This window comes from Chlamydia sp. 04-14, assembly GCF_036632095.1.
GTDB lineage: Bacteria > Chlamydiota > Chlamydiia > Chlamydiales > Chlamydiaceae > Chlamydia.
The window spans coordinates 232,684-258,516 of record NZ_JAPYKW010000002.1; the positions used below are offsets into that span (position 1 = coordinate 232,684).

Here is a 25,833-nt window from a genome sequence, read left to right on the forward strand (position 1 = left end):
TAGTAAAAGAAATCCTCACCTGTATTCACAAGTGAGGATTTTTTTTGTCTCTAAATATTTTCAGAGATTTTTGTTCTTCTTCCTGTTTTTAAATCGACAACATATCTGTGAAAACTTGTAATGTTCTTTAATCGGAAATCTGCTTCCACTTTTTTCTTATGGAACTTCATTCGATGATTAAAATAACAACAGATATTGCTAAGAGCATGAGTAGCTTTTTGATTTCTATACTTTCTATATTGAGTAACATTTCTATATTCAGAATAAGTTGCTAGAGCAATTCCGGGCTCATAATTACAATTAGATTCGTTAATGAAATCTTTCAGAAAACACCCCGCAAGTATTCGCATACCTCGTTGAGGGGTAGATCTGTCTATCCATGATAAAAATTGCCAAGAAGAAATTGGTGTTGATCGAATGAGTTCTAGTTGTCTCCAAGATAATCCGTGTAGACACATACATAAAAGAAGGTTTCTTAGCTTATCTTCTGTAAATTCTACACGAACCTCTATAGATGTCTTATCCTTATCTTTCTCACTGATGTACCTGCTATAATCTCCCTGGCAAATAATCAATAATCTATCAACTATCGTTGCAACATCTTGATGATCCCAGGTATTATTTTTAACATGGCTCATTAAACAAGAATATTCTGATTCATCTATTTCCTGGACTAGGCCGTACAAATGCAGGTTAAAAATTGTTTGTGGTTTTAAATCATTATCAGAAGACTGATGAATCAAACCTAATTCAGAGAACCAGTAGGCTCCAGCGCAGCTCCAGCTCCGTCTTATTTCATTTTCATTTAAAATTTCAGCATTACCTAACTCTACAAAACGTTTCATCCAATATAGAGGACAATTCTCCACAAATAAGTCATCCAAGTTAAGAATATTTTGACTGTCGATTTCTCTATCTAAATTATCAACACCAAAAGTTTCGATAGCACTTCTTAGCTGTAAAGAAAGTTTATCCAAATTATTCTTAACTGATGAGTCTTGATACTCTTTAAAATCAGCAATGGAAGTTACTAACTCCCTGAATTTTATAATATCCAAGTCCTGAGTGTTTACTAGATCAAAAAATACCTTAGGAAATTTTGATTTAATCACCTGACGGAACCCTAAAGGAATTTGGATGTTTTTTGGTTGCGAATATTTAATTATAAGCTGCGCAGTAACAAAAGATAGAATACACCAACCTAAGCCGCCAAGCAGTAAGGAAACAATAAGATTCATAGATGAGGGTAAAGTTGATAAAAAAATCAGACCCGAAACAATGCATAAAATACTCGAAATAACGAGTACAATTATTTGAAATATTGTCGGTCTCTTCGATTGTATGTATCGACAAACCACTTCTTGCTTTGGAAGTGTTTGGAGAGCAAAAAGATTCGAAGCTTTCATGAGTTATACTAAATAAAATAAAAATCAAAATATTAAGTTATAATTATTGAATTTCTAGATTTTTATATTTACAACACAATTGGGTAAAAACAATAAAATATGTAAGTTGTAAATACAAGTATTATTCTATTTTGATATTCGTAAATAAATTAAACTCACCTTCTTGTATTCCAGTAGTATTGACAACTAACTATACTCAGTCTAACATGACTCTCTCTGAAACCGACAAAACTCCTGCTGTATTTTGAAAGAGTATAAATTAGAAAATATTCGAAATTTTTCTATTATTGCGCATATTGATCACGGAAAATCTACTATTGCTGATCGCCTACTCGAATGCACGAGTACTGTTGAGCAAAGGGAGATGCGCGAGCAACTCCTTGATTCTATGGATCTTGAAAGAGAACGTGGAATCACTATTAAAGCTCATCCTGTGACTATGTATTATGAATACAATGGCGAAGTTTACCAACTCAATCTGATAGATACTCCTGGCCACGTAGATTTTTCCTATGAAGTATCACGTTCTTTAGCTGCTTGTGAAGGAGCTCTACTCATTGTTGACGCTGCTCAAGGTGTGCAAGCTCAAAGTCTAGCCAATGTTTATCTAGCATTAGAGCGTGATTTAGAGATCATTCCTATTTTAAATAAGATTGATTTACCTGCTGCTAATCCTGAGAGAATTCGGAAACAAATTGAAGATTATATAGGATTAGATACTACCCATACAATTGCCTGTTCAGCAAAAACTGGGGAAGGAATTCCAGAAATTCTTGAGGCAATAATTGAATTAATTCCTCCTCCAAAACTTCCTGAAGAAACCGAACTAAAAGCTTTAATTTTTGATTCTCATTACGATCCTTATGTAGGGATCATGGTATATGTTCGTGTTATCAGTGGAGAAATTAAAAAGGGTGATCGTATTACCTTTATGGCAACAAAAGGTTCTGCTTTTGAAGTTCTAGGCATTGGAGCTTTCCTTCCTGAAGCCACTTTAATTGAGGGATCATTAAGAGCAGGTCAGGTAGGCTATTTCATTGCCAATCTGAAAAAGGTAAAAGATGTAAAAATCGGTGATACTGTCACTACAGTAAAACATCCAGCGAAAGTGCCTTTGGACGGGTTTAAGGAAATTAACCCTGTGGTTTTTGCTGGGATTTATCCTATCGATTCGTCAGATTTTGATACTCTAAAGGACGCTTTAGGTCGTTTACAGCTTAATGACTCTGCTTTAACTATAGAGCAAGAAAGCAGCCATTCTTTAGGTTTCGGTTTTCGTTGTGGATTTTTAGGCTTGTTACACTTAGAGATTATTTTCGAAAGAATTATTAGAGAATTTGATCTCGATATTATTGCTACAGCCCCCAGCGTAATTTACAAGGTTGTCTTGAAGAATGGGAAAACACTATTAATAGACAACCCTACAGCCTATCCTGATCCTTCAATTATTGAGCATTTAGAAGAACCCTGGGTACATGTAAATATCATCACGCCTCAAGAATACTTAAGTAGTATTATGAATCTCTGTTTAGATAAGCGTGGTGTGTGCCTAAAGACGGAAATGTTAGATCAGCATAGACTAGTTCTTTCTTATGACCTCCCTTTAAATGAAATCGTCTCTGATTTTAATGATAAATTGAAATCTGTAACCAAGGGTTATGGATCTTTTGATTACCGGTTAGGAGATTACCGCAAGGGATCAATCATAAAGCTTGAGATTTTAATCAATGATGAGCCTGTTGATGCTTTTTCATGTCTAGTACATAGGGACAAAGCAGAAGCTCGCGGAAGAAGTATTTGTGAAAAGCTTGTTGATGTAATTCCACAGCAACTCTTTAAAATCCCTATTCAAGCTGCTATTAATAAAAAAGTAATTGCTCGAGAAACAATTCGCGCTCTTTCAAAAAATGTCACTGCAAAGTGTTATGGCGGAGATATCACTAGAAAACGCAAACTCTGGGAAAAACAGAAAAAAGGTAAAAAGCGTATGAAAGAGTTCGGTAAGGTCTCTATTCCTAATACTGCTTTTATTGAAGTTCTTAAAATAGACTAATTCATTTTACGCAAAAATTAAGATTTTCAAGGAATAATTCCTATTGTCTTTGTCATTGCTGTGCAAGCAATCCAGAATCAAATATTTAGAATAAAAAAGAAGGGGTACCGAAGTACCCCTAAAGAAACAAGAGACTTGTCAGGAGAGCCGGCTATTATGTCAGAACTCCTACATTTTTTCAAAAATTATTTTACAAGCGTTGTAGTTTTCGTTCCTATCCAATCTGTATGATAGAATTCCCCTCTAGGCCTATCCTTACGTTCATATGAATGAGCTCCAAAATAATCTCGCAATCCTTGAGCTAAAGCTATTGAAGAATCTTTCGTTCGATAACCATCATAGAAGGTTAAAGCAGCTGCTAAACAAGGTACAGGGTATCCAGAACCAATTGCATAAGCGATTGTTCTACGCCAGCCGGATTCAGAGTTTTGCAGTGTAGATTTGAAATAAGTTTGTAAAATTAGCGAAGGTGCTTCGGGTTCATTTTCAAACCCTTTGTGAATAGCATCTAAAAATACGCTTTGGATAATACATCCCCCTCTCCACAATAAAGCTAGCTCTCCGAAATTTAGATTCCATTGATGCTCTTCTGATGCTTGTTTTAACAACATGAATCCTTGCGCATAACTAATGATTTTTGAAGCATATAACGCCTGGAATACATCTTCGATGAAAAGATGAGGATCTTTGGGTTTTTCAAACACTATAGGAATACCAGGAAGTTCTTTTGCTGCCTGTTCTCGAACAGTTTTCCATGAGGAAAGAAAGCGTGCTAATACAGATTCAATAATTAAAGAAAGAGGCACCCCAGAATCAATAGCATCCATTGCGGTCCATCGGCCCGTACCTTTTTGTCCCGCAACATCTAAAATTGTATCAATAACAGGGGAACCGTCAGGGCCTTTTAAAGAAAGCACCTCTACAGAAATCCTCATAAGGTAACTTTCTAATTCCCGACTATTCCAATCAGAAAAAATTGCTGATACAGCTTCAGCAGATATGCCTAAACGTGTTCTTAACAATCCATAAGCTTCGCAAATTAATTGTATATCTCCGTATTCAATGCCATTATGTACAGTTTTTACATAATGTCCTGCTCCTCCAGGGCCAACCCAACAACAACAGGGATTACCATTAACCTTAGCAGAAATACCTTGAAAAATAGGCGCTATAGCTGGCCAAGCATCACTATTCCCTCCAGGCATAATAGAAGGCCCGTATCGAGCTCCCTCTTCGCCTCCAGAGATCCCCATGCCTATAAAAAGAATGCCCTTCTCCTTGAGGTCCCGACATCGCCTTTCCGAATCTTTATAGTAGCTATTTCCCCCATCGATAATAATATCTCCGGACTCAAGATAAGGTAGTAGTGATTCAATACTTTGATCTACAGGGGTTCCTGCTTTAATCATAAGCATCACTTTTCTAGGACGTTTTAAAGAACAAACAAAAGCTTTTAAATTTTCATGCCCCTGAAGGTTTGTGTTTTGAGAATGCTCCTGAAGAAACTCTCGGGTTTTCTCTGGACTCCGATTGTAGACAGAAACAGAAAAACCATGATCTATCATATTTAATACAAGGTTTTTCCCCATAACAGCTAAACCAATTAGCCCAATATCTGCTTGCTCTGCCACTAGTCCTCCTCAACACTTAAATTAGACGCAAAACTAATTTTTTCTTCTTTCCCTGTGCCAGTAAAACATATTGACCGTAACACACTTGAGAGTCTTCAAATACACTTTGCTCATCAATTATAGGGTCACTATTTACATAGAGACCTTTTTGTTCGATCAATCTTCTAGCTTCTCCTTTAGAGTTACAAAAACCTACTTCAACAAAGAGATCTATCCATCGTTTGCCGATAGTTTGTATTCTCTCTAAAGACATCCCCTGTCCCATAGAAATAAGATCTTGGAAATCTTTCTCAGAAACCGAAGATACCTTCCCTGGGTGCATACTTTGAGTAACTGCTTGAGCCTCCTCGAGCCTATCTTTACCATGTATAGAAGTTACTATAGTTTCGGTAACAAACTTTTTCACAGCTATGGGATCTGAAAGAAACTTTTGATCCAAATCAAAGATTTCCTCGTTGCTCAGTAAAGTTAGCGTACGTGCTATTTTAGGAATCTCTGAATCTGGTAATCTTAGAAAGTACTGGTATAGCTCATAGGGAGATGTTAGAGCAGGATCTAACCAAATAGTTCCCGACTCAGTCTTTCCAATCTTCTTGCCTTGACTATTTGTTAATAATGGGTAAGTCAAACCATAGGCCTGTCCCAATCCCCTACGACGAATATAATCAATTCCAGAGGTAATATTTCCCCATTGATCGCTTCCTCCGCACTGCAAAGATATCCCACACTTTTCAAATAAGTAGGCGAAATCATACGATTGCAAGAGTATGTAACTAAATTCAGTATAACTAATACCCTCTTCAGATTGGATACGTTGTTTAATTGTATCCTTGCCCAGCATTGTTCCTAATCTAAAATGCTTTCCAACGTCTCGAAGAAAATCAATCACTGTAGTATTTTTAAACCAGTCCATATTATTCACTATTTGCACTCCAGGCAAATAGTGAGAGAGACATTCGGAAAGCTTCTGACTGTTATACGCTACCTGATTACTTTCCAATAGGGTACGTTCTATACTTTTCCCAGAGGGGTCTCCTATCATCCCCGTGGCAGAGCCTACTAGAGCCACAGGAGTGATACCGAAATTTGCCATTCTACGTAGAAAGCATATCCCTATCCAATGTCCAATATGAAGAGAGGCTGCTGTGGGATCAAATCCAAGATATGCGGAGATGGGAGAGGTTACACTGTCTAATCCGGAGGAAAAATCTTCTAAAATTCCTCGATCCTTCAAATGTCTTATGAAATCCCGCATGGCAACTACAAAAAAATCTTAATAATTGAAGTACCATCTTAACCATCGGTCTTCTTATATGCAAGATTCCCTTATAAGTTTAATCTCATAAAGAAAAAACAATAGAAAAAAATCCATTTTTATATTAAAATATATCGATTTTTTTTATTTTTAAAGGTTTCTTGTGGCTGCCGCAACTTCAGATTCAATTAACAATACAATTGTTCAACAAGCGCAAAGTAAGACGACAAGATCTGCTCCGTCTGCTCTTTGTATCCGTATCATTTCTGTAGTTCTTATTACTTTAGCAATTATAGCTGCGGTGGGAAGCTGCGCTGCTTTAATACTTACCACTAATCTTTGGTTCTTGTTATTAAGCGCGGTTGCAGGGGTGTGCTTGAGTTTTGGAATTGTTGTAAACTTTGCGCTTCCTATTCAAAGAAGCTCGACAAATTTTTTAAAGGAAGGCTGATAAAGCTGCTCGAAGTTTGATAAGGGCTTTGGAATGAATTTGGGAAACACGAGATTCACTAACCCCTAGGATTTTCCCAATCTCCTTAAGAACTAACTCCTCGTAATAATATAGGGCCATGACCTTGCGTTCCTTTTCCTCTAAGCCCTCTATAGCGTTTGCTAAAAACGAGGAAAATTCTTTTTTATCGACGATATCGTATCCTGTTTCTGCCCGTTCATCAGGAATACGCTCTTCTAAAGCCACGCCGGATTCCCCATCGGATAGCGAAGGTCTTTCCTCATTTAAAGAGATAATGAGTGCCGGACGCGCTGAAACAAACCACCCGGAGAGCTCTTGTTGAGAAATCTGGAAATACTCACAAAGATCTCCGTCAGTGGGCTCTCTTCCCAGAGATTGCCTTAGAGTATCCATCGCATCAGAAAGCTTATTCGCTTTTTGATGAACGCTTCTCGGAACCCAATCCTGTTTCCTTAAGTCGTCTATAATCGCAGCTTTTATTAAAAATAGGGCGTACCCCTCAAAGCGACGACTTTTCTCTGGATCAAAACGCTCTACAGCACGTACTAATCCTTCAACTCCGGAAGCATACAGGTCTTCGGTTTTTACATGGGAAGGCATACCTGAAATCAAACGATGTACTACACATTTGACTAAATGTAGGTAAAAATCGATCAGAGTATCTCGATACTCAATCGCTTGAGTCTCCCAGTATAATTCCCAAATCTCAGAAATGTTTTGCGTATTTTGTGTTTTCACAAATTTTTTTCTTCGGTAATTATTTTAAGAATAAATAAAAAAAATATTTTAAACAATATTCTAATTAAAATAATTTATTCATTTTAATTAGATTAGTTTCACAATTAAAGCGTCAAAACCTCATCTGAAACAGATCCTAGTAGGGAAATAGGGATTTCTTCGGGAAGTTCATTGTGTGATAAAACAAGAAGATCTGGGAAGTGAGGTTCGATCATTTTCCTTAATTCAAAACGCGATTCGCATCCGGTAATAATAGCTCGAAATCCTCCATCCCCTGATTGTTCGAGGAGATTCTGCACTTGGTGAACAAGTTTATCACACATTAGAGGATTAGATTTTGAGTATAAGTCACCTATCATTCGTTCTACATGTGAATCTACGGTGATAATTTCTAATGTATTTTCCTTATCCCAAAGAGCTCTTCCTATATGTTTCCCCAAGTATTTTCTAATCTTCTCAGAAAGCATTTCTAGACTTTCGTCATGAGATGCGTATAACGCTATTGCTTCCAATATCTTAGGGAACAATCTTAAGGATATACGCTCTTTAACCAGATTCTTTATTAAGAAAAGAAGAGAGTTCTCAGAAATTTTTTTCGGAATAATCTCATCGATGGAAATTCCAAAAACGTTTTGTGTATCTCTTATCAAAACTTTAATATGGTTTCCGTGAATAGCGTCTGGAGCTAAATTTCTTAATATTGGCAAAAGATGAATCAAAGAGATTTCTTTGATAGAGAAATGTTGGCCACCATAACTTAAAGAAGCTTTTTTCTCAGTATGAATAACCCGTATTTCGTTAGGCAATAAAACACCTGTTTCATTGAAGATAATTTCACAAGCTTGCCTATATATTTCTATAGGATCTGTTCCTCTATAACCTATTGGAAGCAACAGGTGTATTTGTTGAAACTCTTCGGATACAAGTTCAAGTCCTTGAATATTATTTTTTTGTTTATGCGCAATGAATAATGCTACAACACTGGCAATTATAGGTCCCTTGGGAGTTCCTGAAACAAATAACAATGAAGAAATCAAAACAGCAATTGTTTTAAAATGAGTCCTAGCTTGCTCATAATAATCCATCATATGCTCAAGCAAGGATTCTTTTTGCCCCACCTTAGATATCAATGTAGCTGCGGCACATGATGTCAATAAGGCCGGCACTTGACTTACCAGAGCGTCTCCCACCACTGTCAGCCATAAATTATCCGCAACACCATCTAAAGAATATGAAAAGTAAGAAGCAGCTATAGAATTAACAATAAGCAAAATACAACTAACAATTGCATCTCCTTTTACAAAACGAAATACACCTTCCATAGAGGAAAAGAAATCACTCTGATCAAAAAGATCTTGTTTTTGCTTTTCGATATCAATACTAGAAGCCCTGCCAGACAACAGATCGGCATCCAATGACATCTGCTTCCCAGGAAGCGCTTCTAAAATAAATCGGGCACGAACTTCAGCAACTCTTTCTGATCCCTTAGCAATTACAAGGAAATTAACTAGAAAGAATAGACAGCAGGCAACAGTCCCTGCTCCCAAACTTCCTAGAGAAAAGAAATTTCCTAATGAAAAAATCATAGGGGACGCCCAACCTGAGGATAAAATCAATCGGGTTGAAGCAAGATTTAGTCCCAGACGAAATAAGCAAAGATATAGAAATAATGAGGGAAAAATCTTAGCTTCATGACTAGATTTTAAAGAAAATACCCAAAAGACAACAGTCAAAGACAGGATGAAATTGATACACAGACCGGCATCTAGAATCCCTTGAGGTAAAGGCATTAAGAAAGAAAGAAGGATACCCAAAGGAATGAGAGCCATTCTCCATAGTTTCTCTTGTTTGCTTGTCACCAAGCTCCTCCCTTCTGAGACTCTCCTATTTTCTTAAATAATGACAAAAAATATATATCTTCAAGAAAAACTCTTACGTCACAAAATAGCGAATTTTAGTTTATGTTTATCTTGTAGACTATTTTCTTCTATGCTAACGTCTTTATTTCTTAGAGACATTTGTACGGAGTATAGCGCAGCCTGGTTAGCGCGGTTGCTTTGGGAGCAATAGGTCGGGGGTTCGAATCCCTCTACTCCGAATTGTTTAGTTCTTTATAACAAAAGATTTTCAGGAAATCCAATGGCAAAGTTGATCATTTCATCCGACGACGAAACACAAGAGTTTGAGCTGGAAAATGGTTCTAGTATTGCTGAACCTTGTGAATCTTCAGGCGTTCCTTTTGCTTGTACCGAAGGCGTTTGCGGTACCTGCGTTATTGAAGTCTTAGAAGGACAAGAAAATCTTTCTGATTTCACTAATGAAGAAAAAGACTTTCTTGGTGAACCTGAGGATTCCAATGAACGTTTGGCCTGTCAGTGCAAAATCAACGGTGGATGCGTTAAAGTCACTTTTTAAGTCCCAATCTTAAAATAATAAGTAATATTAAAATATTTACGTTCGAGCAACTGTAAATATCTTGATGTTTTTGTTTATCAAATCAAGAAAAAAAGATTTCATTTACATATAGAGGTATTCTCTTTCTCTCCTGGCCTTTCAGAGACAAATTTCTTGAAAAAAAACTTCCTATATCTTAGGGAAGATATGCTTTAAAATATTGATTATGTTTAGCTTTTAAAAAAATCAATATCTTATGTCACAACTTATCAACACTCATGGCTCGTCTCACCCTATTCCCGAGACGCCTTTCTCCGCAATACAACGCAATCAAAATAAGCAGGGAGTCGCTAAGAGGGTAGCTCTTGCTACTGTTGCTGCTTTATCTCTTGTGGGGCTTGTGACAACCCTAGCCTTGGCTATTACCCTATCCATGCCACCTCTTGCGGCCGCTGTAGTGGTATTCTCTATAATCGCTGTAGCCTGCTGTGTTCTTCTCAAGAAGAAACCCACAAGAGTCGCTCCTCTTCCTGAATCCCTAGAAGGGAAAACCCCCGAGCGTCCTGGTCTAACTATTCCGCAATTTACCCCACCACCTTCGCCTCGACCGCTAGGTCGTACCGAAGGACAACCTTCTCCTGTCCCCACACCAATACAGACTCCTGCACCCACACCACCGCCTCAGGATCTACCTGTATCTGTGGATCAAGTAGCCTCTATCGATATACCTGCATCCTTATTACCTATTCCTAGCGCTCAGCAATTACTTGATGGTTGGACACAACTACCCTCCCCAGCCTCTATTAACACACCTAGATTTGAGGCTATTGATGCCACCACCACCTTCAAAGGATGGAAATGCCCCAATACTAAAACTATCCTAGTATCTACTTGCGGTGACATTACCAAACCAAGGTTTAAAACAGAGGGTCTTTTCCCTATGTTGGTGAATGCTGCTAATAACATTATGTTCAGAGGGGGATCTGGAACAAATCACTTCTTTACAAAAGCAGTAAACGAACGAGGATGGAACAATTCTAAAGAAAATAAGGGCGAGTTACAAGTTGGTGAGTGTAGTGCAGGAAAATGGATAAATTCTGATGGCACAACCAATGACAGTGATCCTGCAGGCCCGGCACTCCTTGCACAACTTTTAGGACCTACAGCTCGTCAGTTAAACAACGATCCTGAAAGATGCTATCATGTTGTTACTCAAGCGTATAACAACTGCTTCGCTAAGGCTTTACAAAAAGGCTCTAAGTATGTCCAGGTACCTCTGATCTCGTCCAGTGCTTTTGCTCCAGGAGAAGGATTAACTGTTAACGGACGCAGTGTTCGCAATCAATGGATAGACAATGTAAAAGCTGCTTTGGTAACTGCCGCTCAAAACTTCGCAATGCAAAATCCCGGCGTAGATATGATTATTGTCGTTACTGATATAGGTAACCCGCCTTTAGGGTAGAGCAAACCAAGAAAAGTCGTGCATCTTAAATAAGAATCTTATTTGAGGTGCATGATAATTTTTCCTTCAGGACAACCATTCTCCTTTCTTATAGGCCCCTAGACCTGTTACTTAAATAGGACTTTAGAAAATAGATAGAGATTTTCTACTAGTTAGTTCTAAGATCCTTCAAGAATAGTCTCCTAATTAAAATCTAAGTTGCCAACTTTGTTGTGCAGCATCTACTATATTCGCAAACATTAGATAATAAGATATAAGCAATTAAGAAAATACACATGAAACTATAATAAAGCGTTACTTTTGCTTAAAATATAGATTTTACGATTTTTCCTTCGCTCACTGCAAATATACGGGTTAACGTTAAAGCACCCTAATTTATGACTACATGACAAACATCTCTATTGCCCCATCCCTTGAACAGACACAGCATACATCCGAAATGCTTCCTAAAAAAAGTTGTGAGGCATCAAGAGTTTTCCACATTATTACGCTTATCATTACAGCTTTAGCAACACTTGGAGGAATCATTTCTTCTGTAATTACAGGAATTCTCCCTCTTCTTTCTATCTGTGCTCTAGCTATTCCACTACTCCTTATATCCTCTTTTCTTCTTAGAAGATCGTGTTTACAAACTAAAACACCCGAAAAAATAGATATAAAAACGCTTCCTAAAAGCTTACCCCTCCTCTTTGAAATTAATGAAAATACAAGGCACACAAGAATCTTGGAACAATACGGAGAAGTAGTTACAGACTGGAATAGTCTACCCCGTATTTTTGGAGAAACCACGCCCTCTCTACTTAATAAGACCTGGAAAATTAACCACTCAAAAACAGTTCTATTTACCACCACAGGAGTTATCTATTCTCCGCGTGTTCATTGCTGTTGCAATCTTCTGATCGTGTTAGAACATAATACAAGCATTTCAGACTTGGATACGTTAAATATTTCTTGTGAAATTCCCAACATACAAGAGGGGCAGTGTGTTTCTATGCCTTGGGAAAACTCTGACGGATCTAGGAATAAGAAGAAGCTGGGATTACCAAATTTTCTAGGTTTCATCCGAGGACCTGATCCAGAATCTTATAATCATCATCCCGCCGTTGCTTTTGCTCTAGCAAAAACGGCCTATGAAAATTGTCTAAATGAGGCTGTCAATCAGGGTGCTGATATGATTCAAGTCCCCCTGATAGCCACAACACCAGCTCAGATCTCTCAAAATCCTCAAGAAGCTGCTTCTTGGAAAGCAGCTATACAAACAGCTTTAGTTGCTGCATTAACTAAATTCGCAATCTCAAATCCCGAAACAATTATGAACGTTGTTGTTGTGAGTTCTCCTGGATTAGGACTTTCACTATAAAATTAAAAGCATAAACAACTAACTCTGAATATAATATAAATTTATTAAATAAAGATTATCAAAAATAAATTACTTTATTTTTATATTTATTTATAATTTTAATTATGTCGCCAAAAAAAATTTCATCGGATAATAATCCGTTACCACCACACCAAGTATTTAATTTAATTCCTAAAGAGCGTTTCTCTTTAAAAGGATGTCTCAATAGGGTTTTATATAATCCACGCACCAGAGAGACCACTCAGAAGGTTCTTGCGATCTTAGGAGGAATTGCTCTAGTTGCTGGAATTGCTTGTGGAGTTACTTTAGGAGTACTTGGAGCCCCAGGATTAGCAGTTGCTACAGCTGTAGGGATCACTCTGGGAACAATTTTATTAGGAACATCTCTAGCACTTTTACCTAGTGGGACTAAGGGAAGTATCAGGAAAAGAATTCACGGTGCTTTTGAAAAAAGCAGAGACTATGATTTTCTTTCTAAAGATCTTGCTGAGACTTTGAAATCCAACTTTAAAGAAAGTTTTTCTCTACCCAAGGATATGCAAGCTTCTGGATTAGAAGATATCAACGTATTCACAACAAAAAACAACTCTAACGTTAGGTTGGTAACTTTTAAAATTCCAACATTCTTCTCTCCGATTACAACGGACGGTACAGAAGTATCTCGAGTTTGTTTCATACCCCCCGAAGCAGATCTTACAAACCCTAATACCATTGACAACAGCGCTATAAGTTTATTCCGATCTGAAACTGGAGATCATAATTGGAATACAAACCTAACAGAATTTGCTCAAACACCCAAAACGCCCGGGGGATGGGCACGTACAGAATGGCAAAATCTTATCAAACGCTCCGAAGATAATAACCCAAAATATCTTATTAATGTATGGAATCCCTTTGGACACTATCCAAAAACAGCAAATGAACTACCTGGCACTACACGTCATCCTCTTTACGGGAAGGGAAGCTTAGAAGATCAAAAAAAGATGTTTACAGATCTATTTAAATCCTTAATTGCAAATGGAGTGCATGATATTGGGATTTACGGACACGATATTATGTTCCCAAAAGATCATAAAAACGAGTTCTACATCAACACATTCGCACCACTTGATACACAATTCGAAAGTAGGGTGTTAATAGCACTATCTTCAGCCCTATCTGAAATAGCTAATGATAAAAATAGTGATCTAACTGTTTGTATTTACGGAGTAGGAGGCAACCCTCTACGCCAACGCAAACCTATAATCTATACAAAAATCGAAGATTTCGATGATTTCGATGATGAGGATGATTTTTAAAGAAAAACCTTTCTTGAAAATTTCTATCATAAATCTTAATAGGTCTCCGCTAATTAAGAATGGTCTATTACTCATCCTTGACCATTCTTAATTCATAAGAATAAGTTGTATACGTTTCATTTGAAATTAAAATTTTAAAAATAGAAATTCCATTTCAAATCTAATGTTTTTATTTCTCTAAGATTTTCCTTTACTGAATCTATTCTTTTCTTTTTGATGAATACCCTTAAATGGGTTAAAATTTACTGTCGCTTTCACTCCAGGGCTCTTTTGCCCTCTTTTAGTTAATAAATCTTCATACCCATAATAAAAATTATTTTAGGTTTTTATGGTTATTTCGCCCTCTAAAAAACAAGCTACTAGACGTTATACGCACTCAGTTAAAATTGGGAATCTTTATGTAGGTAGTGAGCATTCGATAAAGACACAATCTATGACAACAACAGCGACTGCGGATGTTGACGCTACGGTTGCACAGATCTGCGCTTTAGTAGAAGCTAAATGCGAAATCGCTCGCGTGACCGTACAGGGAATCAAAGAAGCCCAGGCGTGCGAGCACATCAAAGAACGCCTACTCGCTATGGGGCTTGATATTCCTCTTGTAGCGGATATTCATTTCTTTCCTCAAGCTGCGATGCATGTCGCTGATTTCGTAGATAAGGTACGTATTAATCCAGGAAACTTCGTTGACAAACGCAACATGTTCACTGGAAAAACATATACGGATAAAAACTATGCCGACAGCCTTCTTCGATTAGAAGAGAAATTCACTCCCCTTGTAGAAAAGTGCAAACGCCTAGGCAAAGCTATGAGAATTGGCGTGAATCACGGTTCCCTCTCTGAACGTGTTATGCAACGTTATGGAGATACTATAGAAGGTATGGTAGTTTCCGCTCTTGAATACATCGAGGTATGTGAAAAACTTGGCTATCGCGATGTTGTTTTCTCTATGAAATCTAGCAATCCAAAAGTCATGGTTGCTGCTTATCGTCAGCTAGCAAAAGATCTCGATGCTCGTGGCTGGCATTATCCCCTACACCTAGGTGTTACGGAAGCTGGGATGGGTATGGATGGGATTATCAAGTCTGCAGTAGGTATTGGCACTCTCCTTACAGAGGGTTTAGGAGATACCATTCGCTGCTCACTCACGGGATGTCCTACTACAGAAATTCCTGTTTGTGAAAGTTTACTAAAGCACACTACGATGTATCTTGATCTTCCTAAAAAGGAAAATCCTTTCGCTTTAGAAAACTCAGAAAGCTTCGTAAATGCTTCTAAGAAAATCACAAAAACAACCCCATGGGGTTCTGTTTATGGTGTATTCATTAAACTCGTAGAAGAGCATCTTTTAAATAATCCTATTGAAAAGCTACTTGAGCAACTCGGTGTTAATCCTACAACCGGGAAAAAAGATTTCACAGCCCCCGATGGAGTAGTTGTTCCGAAAAGTTTTATAGGGACCTCTCTTATTGAGAAATTAAAAGAACACATGTTGGTTTTCCATCATCATGAAGTCCCTTGTCTTTATGATTATAACGAAGAAATCTGGAATAGTGAGCAAGTATTAAACGCTCCCTTTGTTCACTGTCATGCCTCAATTCCATTTATTCACAGTACAAGAGAGTTCTTCGAAAAGAAACAGTGTGAAGAGCAACCTGTGAAACTAGTATTTTCAAAAGATCTCGATGATGAATGCGAAGCAGCTGTATCTGTAGCTACAGAATTTGGGGCTCTTCTTCTTGATGGCTTAGGCGAAGCTGTAATTTTGGATCTTCCCAACATCCCTCTACCCGCTATTCGAGAAATTGCCTTTGGCACTTTACAAAGTGCAGGCGTACGCCTAGTAAAAACAGAATATATTTCTTGTCCTGGATGCGGAAGAACGCTCTTTGATCTTCCTGAAGTGACAAAACGTATTCGAGAGAGAACAAAACATCTTGTAGGATTAAAAATTGCTGTTATGGGATGTATTGTTAATGGGCCTGGAGAAATGGCAGATGCTGATTTTGGATTTGTAGGATCTAAAACGGGGATGATCGACCTGTATGTAAAACACACATGTGTGAAAGCCCATATTCCTATGGAAGATGCTGAAGAAGAACTTGTTCGTCTTTTACAAGAATATGGTGTATGGAAAGATCCTGAATAATAGGTTTTCAACTATGACGCAATCGCATTCCGACAATGATCTAATTAAATTGACTTTCCCAGAACTTTCTGATCTACCCTTACGTCATGGATTATTCCCCAAACAAAAAGATCCGGAAGGCTACGTCTATGTTCCTAAAAACGAACAGATCCGCAAAAACCTAGGTGCTGAACGCTTCTGCGACCTTCATCAGGTACATGGGACAAGCTTACGCCACGCTACGTATACGACCCCCACAGGATGTCCTGCAGACGGGTTGTATACCGAAGATCCTCTGATTTCCTTACACATCCGCCATTCAGATTGCCAACCCGCTATCTTTTATGATCCAGAAAAGCATGTTGTTGCCAATGTGCATTCAGGATGGCGAGGGCTTGTAGGGAATATCTACGCTGTAACAATAGCCACATTAAAACGTGTTTATAAATCGCGTCCTCAAGATTTAATTGTTGTTATTGGTCCTTCTTTAGGACCTGATTACGCTATTTATCCCGATTATAGAGAACTTTTTCCTCCAAGTTTCTTTGATTTTATGCCGAAAGAAAATCATATAGACTTCCGAGCAATAGCTAGAAAACAGTTGTTAGATCAGGGAATTTCTAGTTCTAAAATAACCATCTCGGAAAGGTGTACGTATACCGAGCATGAGATTTTCTTCTCCTCTCGTTATCGCAACTATTATCCAGAGCCCAATGTGATAGATACACCGATAAAAAAGAACAACGTTACAGCTGTTCTTCTTCTCCCTAGATAACAAACCTAAAAATCAAGCAGGCTTTCGGGTTGTTCTATCGCATCTTTGATTTTGATAAGAAAACCTACGGCTTCTTTGCCATCGATAATACGATGATCATAGCTAAAAGCAACATACATCATATCTGCAATAGCTATGGTATTATCAATAACTACGGGGCGTTTTTCTATTTTATGCATGCCTAATATTCCCACTTGAGGAGGATTAATAATAGGCGTAGAAAGTAAGGAACCATAAACACCACCATTAGTAATGGTGAAGCTTCCTCCTTCAAGCTCTGGAACAGAAATCAGACCGTCACGAGCTCTACTTGCCAAATCTGCAAGCTTGACTTCAATATCCCCACTAGAGAGCTTATCACAATCACGAATCACGGGAACAACAAGACCACGATCTGTTCCTACAGCAATAGAAATATCATAATATTGACGGTAGACGATTTCATCACCGTCAATATATGCATTCACACGAGGATAAGCCTTTAATCCTTCAATAACTGCTTTTATGAAGAAAGACATCAAGCCTAATTTCACATTATAACGAGAAGAAAATGTCTCCTGTTTCTCCTTCCGGAGTTTCATAAGAGGAGTCATATGAATCTCGTTAAATGTTGTTAACATTGCTGATTCATGAAGAGCAGAAACCAAACGACGAGAAATCGTTTTACGTATTGAGGACATACGTTCACGCACTTCATTTTTAGATCCTGAAGATTGGGGTGTATTTTGAATTTTATCACGTAAAGGAACAAAATTCTTCCCCTCAGCAGGAGGTTCGTGAGCTTTAGATCTTGGGAAACAGATAATCTCCGCATCTACGGGTTCAGTAGCAGGCGTTTCCTCTATAGGACTGTCGGGAACAGCTTCATTGGCATCATAGATTTTAGCAACTATCCCTCCAACAGCAACAACATCTCCTTCAGCAACAGACCAGACAATCCTTCCAGATGTAGGAGCATAGATAAGCTGATTTACCTTCTCGCTTTCGATCTCCATAATGCCTTGATTCTCCTGAACCAGACTTTCTGAAGTCACCAAAAGAGAGGCTATTGTTACTTCACTTATGGATTCAGCGACATTGGGAATGCGTACTTCTGTAATCATACATTACCTAGAGAAAACAACGTTTCCATTAATGTTAAAAATTCTTGTTGGCTAAGACGTGCAGATCCTGTAGCTGTGGAGCTACTTCTCGGTCTGCTTATACATGTAAGTTTTTTAGGAAAAATTTCTTCAGTTGCCATAAATATATAATCAAAAGCACCCATATTCTGAGGCTCTTCTTGAAGCCATACATAATGGTCAACTTTAGAATACTTGCTAATTAGAGAAAGAAGATCTTCGAGATATAAAGGATACAAACTCTCAATACGTAAACAAGCAAAATCTTTCTTACGTTCTTGAGGCAAAGCCCCTTTAAAATCATAATACACCTTTCCAGAACACAACACTAAAACCTTAGCATCGTAATTAGGTTCTACATCCTCAAGGATAGGACGGAACCCTCCGGGAACGGTAAATTCATCTATAAAGCTTGTACACTCAGGATGGCGCAAAAGCATTTTTGGAGTAAAGATCACCAAAGGCAGGGATAAATCCCTCTTCGTATGTTCACGAAGTATACGGAAATACTGGACAGGAGTTGAAGGTATAACAACTTGGAAATTCCAATTTGCAGCTAGTTGTAAATACCTTTCTATACGTGCTGAGGAATGTTCCGGGCCTTGGCCTTCATAGCCGTGAGGCAAGAGAACAACAAGATCAGAATGTAAATCCCATTTTTGAATCGCAGAAGAAATATACTGATCGAAAATAATCTGCGCTCCATTGGAAAAATCTCCGAATTGCGCTTCCCATAAAACAAGAGTTCGCTCTGCCTGTTGAGCATAACCGTACTCAAAGCCTAAAACAGCATATTCCGATAACGGAGAATTATAGATATCTACAGATCCTTGATCAGGAGACAGATGATATAGGGGCGTGTAGGTATCTCCGGATTTCACATCACTCCATAACAAATGCCGCTGACTAAAAGTTCCACGAATGGCGTCTTGTCCTGAAAGACGTAAGGAAAACTTTTCTATTAACAAAGAAGCAAAGGCGAGCTCTTCAGCCATTCCCCAATCATAACCAATTTCCCCATTAGCCATTTTCATTCTCTTATCAAGAAGAGCTTTAACCTTAGGATGGGGTGTGAAATTTTCAGGAAGACCACAGAGTTTAGAACTTATATGAAATACGGTTTCCTTGCTTAAAGAAACATCAATATCATTTACTAATAACTCACCGAGATCCATACGATCACAATGACGACAATCTCTTTTAGGTAGAGCTTGACTTTCTTCCTGTTTTAATATCTGAAATTCTTTACTGAGGATATCCTGAACACCTTTTTCAATTTTTGTTAGGTCATCCTCGGAGATTTCTGAAGAATAGTTATCTAATAGGTACTTTCTATAGATTTCACGAATCGTTGATTTTTTCTTAATCTCATCATAAAGCAAAGGAGCTGTTATCGAAGGATCGTCACTTTCATTATGACCGTATTTCCGATAACAACAAAAGTCGATGATAACATCGCAATTAAACTCTTCACGTACTTTTAAGGAATATTCTATAGCTTGTAAACAGGCAGTAACATCTTCAGCATTCACACGAAATACAGGAATCCCCAACATCTTAGCAATATCCGTACAGTAAGGTGTGGATCGTGATTCCCTAGGCTGAGCAGTGAATCCTATATGGTTATTTACAACAATATGGAGAGTTCCTCCTGTAGAATACCCCGGGACCTGACTTAATTGTAAAGTTTCATAAACAATTCCCTGTCCTGAAAATGCTGCATCTCCATGAACAAGAATCGCCAAACACGAGTGTTCTTTTCCCGAGTCTACTTGATGCTGTAAAGCAGCAACAACACCCTCGACAACAGGATCTACAGCTTCCAGATGGCTAGGATTTGGCAACATAACAAAGGTTACTTCCTCACCATTTTTACTATGAGATCTAGAAACATAGCCTTTATGATACTTCACATCTCCGACAACATCCAAACCTCGAGCCTTAGGGTTATCCTCGAACTCCATAAACACATGGGAGTAAGGCTTCCCTAATACATTTGTTAAGACATTCAATCGTCCACGATGAGCCATACCAAGAATATAATTCGTGATATCTTGAGTAACGCCATAGTGCACAAGATGTTCAAGCATGGGAATTAAGCTTTCAGCACCTTCTAAAGAGAATCTTTTCTGCCCTGTAAATTTTATCTGTAGAAATTCTTCAAAGAATGTCGCCTTACACATATCTTGATATGTGCGCAAAAGCTCGGCAGGAGATCTTTGAGGAGGCTTGCTCTCCATGAGCTTCCATACATATTCCTGTAATTGAGGAGAACACGTAAGGGTTTCTACAGAAATACTTCGGCAATAAAAGTTTTTTAGGGCCTGAATTAAATCACGAACAGGAACTTTAGGCTGAGGAAGAAGACCTAAAGAAGGGACAGTTTCATTAAGATCTATATTCTTGATCTTTTCTTGAATTAAAGGAGAAGGATTAGCAGGAGATAAGGGAGAAATCTGACTTTGTAGATATCCGTAATAGCGGTATATCATACAAAGAAAATGAGCTTTCTTTTCTTGTAAAGTAGCGTATGCTTCTTCATTTCCAGAAGAGGCTGAGACAGCACCTTCTTGACCTAATTGGTATCCTTCAAAAAAATATTTCCATGAAGGATCCAAAGTTTCATGATTTAGAAACCTTTGAAACATAGCCTCGATCCAGTCCATATCCGAAGAATGGACTTGTCCAGCAAACTCAGAATCCATATGATGTTTGTTCTCGATAGATGCGATCTGAATTTCGTTTCATAGCAAATTTTTATTTTTCAAAAAAAACAATCTTTGCTTTTTTTTCTATTATTGAAAAAAAGCAAGGGATACATTACATCTGCTCTCTAGAATACAGGATGGTGCCCACTAGATGAAAAGTGAACGTCTAAAAAAACTCGAATCTGAATTACGTGACTTAACCCAGTGGATGCAATTGGGTTTGGTTCCAAAAAAAGAAATCGATAGACATAAGGAAGAAATACGTTCTTTAGAAAACAAAATCCATGAAGAGAAGGAGCGCTTGCAACTTCTAAAAGAAAGTGGCGAAGTTGAAGAGTTTGTTACTCCAAGACGTAGTCCTGCAAAAACTGTGTATCCCGACGGACCAAGCATGTCAGACATGGAGTTTGTTGAAGCTACAGAAACAGAAATCGATATTGATCCAGGCGAAACTGTTGAGATCGAACTTCCCGATGAAGATCGCGAAGAAGGTGCTGTAGAAATCGATTATTCCAGTGATGATGACGAAGATCCTTTTAGTGATCGTAATCGTTGGAGACGCGGGGGTATTGTTGACCCCGATGCTAATGAATGGTAAACAACCCTTAGCCCTTTACATCCATTTTCCTTTTTGCTCAAAGAAATGCCACTACTGTAGCTTTTATACGATTCCCTACAATCCGGAATCTGTGAGTTTGTATTGTAATGCGATTCTTCAAGAGGGGTTGAGTAAGCTAGCTACTGTTCAAGATACATATTTTATCGATACTATATTTTTTGGTGGAGGAACACCTTCGTTAATTCCTCCCCATCACTTGCATAATATAATCAAAGTTCTAGCTCCTCATGCACAAGAAATCACTCTAGAAGCGAACCCTGAGGATTTATCCGAATCGTATTTAAGAGATCTTGCTCTAACCCCCATTAATAGAATGAGTATTGGAGCACAGACCTTTCATGATCCCCTTCTTAAAGCTCTAGGGAGAATACACTCTGCATCAGCATCTATAGACGCTGTCCATCGTTGCTACGAGCATGAATTTAATAATATCTCCATAGATCTTATTTACGGTCTCCCCACACAATCTTTGGCAGATTTTCTTTCGGATCTTCATCAAGCTCTTAATCTACCTATTACCCACATCTCGCTTTATAATCTGACCCTAGATCCTCATACATCGTTTTATAAGCACCGTCGTGTTCTAGCACCTTCTATTGCTAATGATGATATATTAGCAGCTATGAGTCTCTCGGCTGAAGAACTTCTATCTTCACGGGGATTTTCTCGTTATGAACTTGCCTCGTATGCAAAATCTCAAGCACAGTCAAAACACAACCTCTACTATTGGACAGATAAGCCCTTTTTAGGATTAGGCGTTTCTGCATCACAATACATTGATAAGGTACGCTCGAAAAATCTCTCAAGAATCTCACAGTATCTACGTGCGGTGCGTAAAAATCTTCCCACTCATGAATCCACAGAATGCTTGCCAGAAGAAGAACGTATAAAAGAAGCTCTAGCTTTAAGATTGCGTCTTACTGAAGGAGCCCGATTAAAAGATTTCCCACCTGCATTAATACAATCTCTCACATCCCTTCCCCTAATAAAAGAATTGTTTGGCCTCAATAATGAGTTTCTATTCTTAAATAAACAGGGTCGATTATTTCACGATACTATCGCTGAAGAAATCATGAATCTTTCTTTTTAATTTTAATAAAACATTAATAATTGTTATTAGACTTTATTAAAAACAACAATTAATTGTTATTAAAAATATGAAAGATAAAATAGATAATAAAGAAACTGAAGATTTGTCATTTGATACTACTAGTAGAACAAGAGCAAAGACAGATCCTGATCCTGCTTTATTTACCCTGACAGGGACCACAATCACATCAATGAAAACCATTAATATGAATAACCAAAATATTAGTGGTTTACCTGAGCCTAGACAAGACTCGGATGCTGTATCTTTGGATTACTTAAAATCGAATTACGTATCAAAGAGCGATCCCCAATCTGGATATCTCCCCACAACAGGTGGAACCATGACGGGGAATATTGATATGAGTGGTCATTCAATTATCAATGTAAAGATGCCTGAGAAAGCTCCAGGATCAACAGATTTAAATCCATCTGCTGCGGCAACTGTAAAGTATGTTATGGATACAGCCAATACGGTAACGAGTAATCCTGACATCAATAATGCAGTAAATAAAATATCTGAGGTGTCTACAAAAGTCAGTACTATTGAAGCAGCTTTAGGACTGACTCCGGATAGTAACACAGATCCAGATGCACCGCCCCCACCGGACACTTCGCTATTTGTAAAAATTGAGGGGAGCACTATGACGGGTGATTTAGATATGCAAAATCATACCGTCAAAGGATTAGGAACACCAGTTGATGCTAAAGATGCGGTAAATGTTGAATACCTACAAGCTAAAATCACAACGCCACAAATTGGGTTATTAGGGAACACAATCTCTACTTCAACTACAGTTACAGGAGATTTCGATTGGAAAACTTCAGTCACACCTCCAGGACCTGTACCACCACCGGCACCGCCTTTGCCAAGTCCATCGCCATCCGTGCCTACGTCGCCTCTTCCGCAACCTTCACTTCCAAAACCTATAAGAATGAGCTCTGATATAACAGCAGCAACTACTGCAGGACCTACAGCGACTCCAAAAACTGATAGCATCATTACCACTCCGGTAACAGATCAGTATTTAAAGATTGAGGATTCTGATACAAAAACTATCAAAGTTCTCGCTCCAGGAATTGTCACTCTATCTGTAACGGCTAATTGGACTGGGGGTTCTACTGCAAATATCGGTGTAGTATTAAATCCATCAACACCAACAACAGGTGGCGGATCTTCAGGAGGAGGAGGCTCATCTACAGTAACAGATACTGTTGTCTATAGTGTTGCCGCTTTAAGCTCGGGACAAAATTTATTCTGTCAGATTCCTGTTGAAAAACCTTCTGATCTTAAACTGAAATTTACTCCACCAACAACTGGGGGCAGCGGTAGCACAGGAAATGATCTAACCGTCTCTTCTTGGTCATGGCAAGCCATTTTGCTTCCATCAATATTCCCAACTACATCTAATCCGTAGTTTCTTAAAATAAGGCTAAGTTTATTTCTTAGCCTTATTCCATAATTTAATAAGCAGCGCCTACAAAAGATACTGTCCATGTACGCTTAGCAACTGCTGGAGTAGATGTAACCTCGAAGCTTAATGTTGTTTCCGTCGACGCTTGAGTTCCCTCAACAAAAATATAAGTCTTTCCTATCAATGTAGTATCAGACTTACCTGTCATTTTATAACACTCTGTTTTTGTACCGCCTTTAGGAGTAATAGATAATGCACAACTAACATCTGTAGCTGGAGTAGGTGTTGCAGGAGGTGTAGTAGGAGGAGTTGGTTGAGTGAAATCATAGATAAAGGAAACACAATAAATTCCTCTACGCAGTAATGTAACGTTGTTTGCATCTACTGTTGTTATATATTTATCAGCATTTTTGGATTTTTCATAATCCGTAGACGATGAACTATTAGCACCTTGTTTTAAACAAACAAACGAAACATCCATACCTGTCCATTTAGGATACGTGGTATTGGTTTTTATAGTAGATAAAGTCTCTAGAACATCATTTACAGCCACAATTCTTTGAAGATTATCTTTTGGAGTTGCTGTAGAAATAGCTCCAACAGCAGAAACACCGCTTGCTACAGATCCTGTTATTGCAAGATCTTTAATAGTAGGCTCTGGATCTGTAGGTGTACTTTGTTCACTCTTTTGAAATCCTAAATTGCCCGTCATAGAGTTGCCTCCAGCACGCACTAACCATTTAGCCTCTTTAGGTTTTGTTACGTTTCCATTAGATGGTGTGCCTAAATCTTTAATGATTTTATCCAAACCATTTGCGGAAGAAAGATTGTTTATACGATCGATAAGATCGGTTACTTTAGCAGCAAGAGAACCTATATCTTCTGAGACCATACCTACAGAAGCTATATCATTATCATTAACAATAGTGGTTTTATATGATGTAGGCAAACCAACGATAGTGTTATTGGTTCCCATATTGATATCCCCAATCATCAATCCACCGGTTGTCCTTAGAAAGATTCCTCTTGTAGTGACACCTCCCTTTTGAAGATAATCACTAAGATCACTTTTTAAAGCGATGCTCCCACTAGCAGGATTCCCAGATCCCCGAGCTATATTTGTAATTCTTTGACTCGAAACGTTCCAAGGTTTACGCATAGCATTCTCGGTAACACCATCACCTCCGCAAGAGAATTGAATCTGATCTTCAGGAATAGCTTTCCCAGAATTTTGCGCTTTTATATCTTTAATTATATTTTTCATTTTTTTTAATTTATTAAAACTTATATTGATCAATTTTTAATAAACAAATAAAACAAAATATTTTTTTTAAATATAAAAATTATTTAATAATAAAAATGTCGACGGATTTACAGAGGAAAAGCTAAGGTATATTGATCGAAAAACAAGGAGAATGTTGTGCCCCAACAAAGTATTATGTCGACGATCGTTAATTTGATTTTCTTCCTATCACCTTCCATTCCAGTAATAATTTTTTATAGAATCTTATTTAAAAATGAACCCCTAGCTCCTAAGCAACACTTCAGAAAATACAAGAATCTTGTATATCTATGTGCTTTTATTATTATTGCCACACCCATCTTGTGGAATGTACTCTATATTGTTGCTATGGCGTCTGGGAAAATAAGGATGCGTAAACACGTGCCTTCCATGGACCCATCTTATATAAAATTGATGGGTACACCTATTCTCGTCTTATTTGTCTGGTCAATTATAGAACCGTTTATTCTTTGTAAGAAAATGCGCAACATAAAAAACCATTACGCAACGCTTGCTAAAGAAGCAGAAAATACTCCTGCACAACAAGAGCAACCTCGTGTTGAAAGATGCTGTTCAGAAGGTTCTTGCTGCAGCAATATGGATATCTAAGAAATTCATGTTGAGAAACCT

The 25,833-nt window shown here is 38.0% G+C and carries 21 protein-coding genes and 1 tRNA gene; 13 read left to right on the forward strand and 9 right to left on the reverse strand.

The features are described from left to right. Positions 1-50 precede the first annotated feature (50 nt). A complete protein-coding gene (locus O6937_RS03605) occupies positions 51-1,406 on the reverse strand; it encodes a DUF1389 domain-containing protein (protein ID WP_332390299.1) in 1,356 nt (451 codons plus the stop codon). Between the two features lie 244 nt (positions 1,407-1,650). Here O6937_RS03605 and lepA point away from each other — a divergent pair, with 244 nt between their 5' ends. Further along, complete coding sequence (gene lepA / locus O6937_RS03610; protein WP_332390300.1) at positions 1,651-3,459, forward strand: translation elongation factor 4; 1,809 nt, start codon at positions 1,651-1,653, stop codon at positions 3,457-3,459. A 185-nt stretch (positions 3,460-3,644) separates the two neighbouring features. Here the strand turns inward: lepA and gnd are convergent, their stop codons facing one another. Next, positions 3,645-5,090 (reverse strand): decarboxylating NADP(+)-dependent phosphogluconate dehydrogenase, encoded by a 1,446-nt coding sequence (gnd, locus tag O6937_RS03615; RefSeq protein WP_332390301.1) that lies wholly within the window; start codon positions 5,088-5,090, stop codon positions 3,645-3,647. A gap of 16 nt (positions 5,091-5,106) precedes the next feature. Beyond that, a complete protein-coding gene (gene tyrS / locus O6937_RS03620; protein WP_332390302.1) occupies positions 5,107-6,345 on the reverse strand; it encodes a tyrosine--tRNA ligase in 1,239 nt (412 codons plus the stop codon). Positions 6,346-6,508: 163 nt separating this feature from the next. Between tyrS and O6937_RS03625 the strand changes: the two genes are divergently transcribed. Then, positions 6,509-6,796, forward strand: coding sequence for a hypothetical protein (locus O6937_RS03625; RefSeq protein ID WP_332390303.1), 288 nt, complete (start codon positions 6,509-6,511; stop codon positions 6,794-6,796). Here the strand turns inward: O6937_RS03625 and O6937_RS03630 are convergent. Beyond that, positions 6,782-7,555, reverse strand: coding sequence for a FliA/WhiG family RNA polymerase sigma factor (locus O6937_RS03630; RefSeq protein WP_332390304.1), 774 nt, complete (start codon positions 7,553-7,555; stop codon positions 6,782-6,784). The genes O6937_RS03625 and O6937_RS03630 overlap by 15 nt on opposite strands. Before the next feature lie 104 nt (positions 7,556-7,659). Then, positions 7,660-9,384: an EscV/YscV/HrcV family type III secretion system export apparatus protein gene (locus tag O6937_RS03635; protein ID WP_332390436.1), complete on the reverse strand. Its 1,725-nt coding sequence runs from the start codon at positions 9,382-9,384 to the stop codon at positions 7,660-7,662. 194 nt (positions 9,385-9,578) lie between these two features. Between O6937_RS03635 and O6937_RS03640 the strand changes: the two genes are divergently transcribed. From O6937_RS03640 to pgeF, 7 genes are all read left to right on the forward strand, one after another. After that, positions 9,579-9,653 (forward strand) — tRNA-Pro (locus tag O6937_RS03640). A 41-nt stretch (positions 9,654-9,694) separates the two neighbouring features. Beyond that, complete coding sequence (locus tag O6937_RS03645; RefSeq protein ID WP_332390305.1) at positions 9,695-9,970, forward strand: 2Fe-2S iron-sulfur cluster-binding protein; 276 nt, start codon at positions 9,695-9,697, stop codon at positions 9,968-9,970. 235 nt (positions 9,971-10,205) lie between these two features. Next, a complete protein-coding gene (locus O6937_RS03650; protein WP_332390306.1) occupies positions 10,206-11,411 on the forward strand; it encodes an ATPase in 1,206 nt (401 codons plus the stop codon). A gap of 385 nt (positions 11,412-11,796) precedes the next feature. Continuing rightward, on the forward strand, positions 11,797-12,771 hold the full coding sequence (locus tag O6937_RS03655; RefSeq protein WP_332390307.1) for a hypothetical protein: 975 nt from the start codon (positions 11,797-11,799) through the stop codon (positions 12,769-12,771). A gap of 104 nt (positions 12,772-12,875) precedes the next feature. Next, positions 12,876-14,069, forward strand: a complete 1,194-nt coding sequence (locus O6937_RS03660) for a hypothetical protein (RefSeq protein ID WP_332390308.1) — start codon at positions 12,876-12,878, stop codon at positions 14,067-14,069. A 328-nt stretch (positions 14,070-14,397) separates the two neighbouring features. Next, positions 14,398-16,218: a 4-hydroxy-3-methylbut-2-en-1-yl diphosphate synthase gene (locus tag O6937_RS03665; RefSeq protein ID WP_332390309.1), complete on the forward strand. Its 1,821-nt coding sequence runs from the start codon at positions 14,398-14,400 to the stop codon at positions 16,216-16,218. A 13-nt stretch (positions 16,219-16,231) separates the two neighbouring features. Next, a complete protein-coding gene (pgeF, locus tag O6937_RS03670; protein WP_332390310.1) occupies positions 16,232-16,972 on the forward strand; it encodes a peptidoglycan editing factor PgeF in 741 nt (246 codons plus the stop codon). Between the two features lie 5 nt (positions 16,973-16,977). Here pgeF and sucB read toward each other — a convergent pair whose 3' ends face one another. Further along, positions 16,978-18,075, reverse strand: a complete 1,098-nt coding sequence (gene sucB, locus O6937_RS03675) for a dihydrolipoyllysine-residue succinyltransferase (RefSeq protein ID WP_332390311.1) — start codon at positions 18,073-18,075, stop codon at positions 16,978-16,980. Beyond that, complete coding sequence (locus O6937_RS03680) at positions 18,072-20,798, reverse strand: 2-oxoglutarate dehydrogenase E1 component (RefSeq protein WP_332390312.1); 2,727 nt, start codon at positions 20,796-20,798, stop codon at positions 18,072-18,074. The genes sucB and O6937_RS03680 overlap by 4 nt, the downstream gene beginning before the upstream one ends. A gap of 154 nt (positions 20,799-20,952) precedes the next feature. On the opposite strand from O6937_RS03680, the gene O6937_RS03685 reads away from it, so the two are divergent. Both O6937_RS03685 and hemW read left to right on the forward strand, forming a co-directional pair. Further along, positions 20,953-21,399, forward strand: coding sequence for a hypothetical protein (locus tag O6937_RS03685; RefSeq protein WP_117274215.1), 447 nt, complete (start codon positions 20,953-20,955; stop codon positions 21,397-21,399). Continuing rightward, complete coding sequence (gene hemW, locus O6937_RS03690) at positions 21,389-22,510, forward strand: radical SAM family heme chaperone HemW (RefSeq protein WP_332390437.1); 1,122 nt, start codon at positions 21,389-21,391, stop codon at positions 22,508-22,510. Before O6937_RS03685 ends, hemW begins: the two co-directional genes overlap by 11 nt. Positions 22,511-22,546: 36 nt before the next feature. On the opposite strand, the gene O6937_RS05360 is transcribed toward hemW, so the two are convergent. Continuing rightward, positions 22,547-22,711, reverse strand: coding sequence for a hypothetical protein (locus tag O6937_RS05360; protein ID WP_434602102.1), 165 nt, complete (start codon positions 22,709-22,711; stop codon positions 22,547-22,549). Between O6937_RS05360 and O6937_RS03695 the strand changes: the two genes are divergently transcribed. After that, positions 22,701-23,924 carry a hypothetical protein gene (locus O6937_RS03695; RefSeq protein ID WP_434602104.1) on the forward strand — a complete coding sequence of 408 codons (1,224 nt, stop codon included), beginning with the start codon at positions 22,701-22,703 and terminating at the stop codon, positions 23,922-23,924. The genes O6937_RS05360 and O6937_RS03695 overlap by 11 nt on opposite strands. Positions 23,925-23,970: 46 nt before the next feature. On the opposite strand, the gene O6937_RS03700 is transcribed toward O6937_RS03695, so the two are convergent. Next, on the reverse strand, positions 23,971-25,185 hold the full coding sequence (locus O6937_RS03700) for a hydrolase (RefSeq protein ID WP_332390314.1): 1,215 nt from the start codon (positions 25,183-25,185) through the stop codon (positions 23,971-23,973). 156 nt (positions 25,186-25,341) lie between these two features. Between O6937_RS03700 and O6937_RS03705 the strand changes: the two genes are divergently transcribed. After that, positions 25,342-25,812, forward strand: a complete 471-nt coding sequence (locus O6937_RS03705; RefSeq protein WP_332390315.1) for a hypothetical protein — start codon at positions 25,342-25,344, stop codon at positions 25,810-25,812. The last annotated feature ends 21 nt before the right edge of the window (positions 25,813-25,833 follow it).

What these genes read in the sequence shown, in the direction of transcription:
- O6937_RS03650 (WP_332390306.1), top strand. Translation starts at nt 10,206, where the DNA reads ATGTCACAACTTATCAACACTCATGGCTCGTCTCACCCTATTCCCGAG.
- tyrS (WP_332390302.1), bottom strand. Translation starts at nt 6,345, where the DNA reads ATGCGGGATTTCATAAGACATTTGAAGGATCGAGGAATTTTAGAAGAT.
- O6937_RS03700 (WP_332390314.1), bottom strand. Translation starts at nt 25,185, where the DNA reads ATGAAAAATATAATTAAAGATATAAAAGCGCAAAATTCTGGGAAAGCT.
- O6937_RS03695 (WP_434602104.1), top strand. Translation starts at nt 22,701, where the DNA reads ATGAAAACCATTAATATGAATAACCAAAATATTAGTGGTTTACCTGAG.
- sucB (WP_332390311.1), bottom strand. Translation starts at nt 18,075, where the DNA reads ATGATTACAGAAGTACGCATTCCCAATGTCGCTGAATCCATAAGTGAA.
- O6937_RS03645 (WP_332390305.1), top strand. Translation starts at nt 9,695, where the DNA reads ATGGCAAAGTTGATCATTTCATCCGACGACGAAACACAAGAGTTTGAG.
- O6937_RS03605 (WP_332390299.1), bottom strand. Translation starts at nt 1,406, where the DNA reads ATGAAAGCTTCGAATCTTTTTGCTCTCCAAACACTTCCAAAGCAAGAA.
- O6937_RS03665 (WP_332390309.1), top strand. Translation starts at nt 14,398, where the DNA reads ATGGTTATTTCGCCCTCTAAAAAACAAGCTACTAGACGTTATACGCAC.
- O6937_RS03655 (WP_332390307.1), top strand. Translation starts at nt 11,797, where the DNA reads ATGACAAACATCTCTATTGCCCCATCCCTTGAACAGACACAGCATACA.
- O6937_RS03680 (WP_332390312.1), bottom strand. Translation starts at nt 20,798, where the DNA reads ATGGATTCTGAGTTTGCTGGACAAGTCCATTCTTCGGATATGGACTGG.
- O6937_RS03660 (WP_332390308.1), top strand. Translation starts at nt 12,876, where the DNA reads ATGTCGCCAAAAAAAATTTCATCGGATAATAATCCGTTACCACCACAC.
- O6937_RS03635 (WP_332390436.1), bottom strand. Translation starts at nt 9,384, where the DNA reads ATGGCTCTCATTCCTTTGGGTATCCTTCTTTCTTTCTTAATGCCTTTA.
- O6937_RS03685 (WP_117274215.1), top strand. Translation starts at nt 20,953, where the DNA reads ATGAAAAGTGAACGTCTAAAAAAACTCGAATCTGAATTACGTGACTTA.
- pgeF (WP_332390310.1), top strand. Translation starts at nt 16,232, where the DNA reads ATGACGCAATCGCATTCCGACAATGATCTAATTAAATTGACTTTCCCA.
- hemW (WP_332390437.1), top strand. Translation starts at nt 21,389, where the DNA reads ATGAATGGTAAACAACCCTTAGCCCTTTACATCCATTTTCCTTTTTGC.
- O6937_RS05360 (WP_434602102.1), bottom strand. Translation starts at nt 22,711, where the DNA reads ATGGTTTTCATTGATGTGATTGTGGTCCCTGTCAGGGTAAATAAAGCA.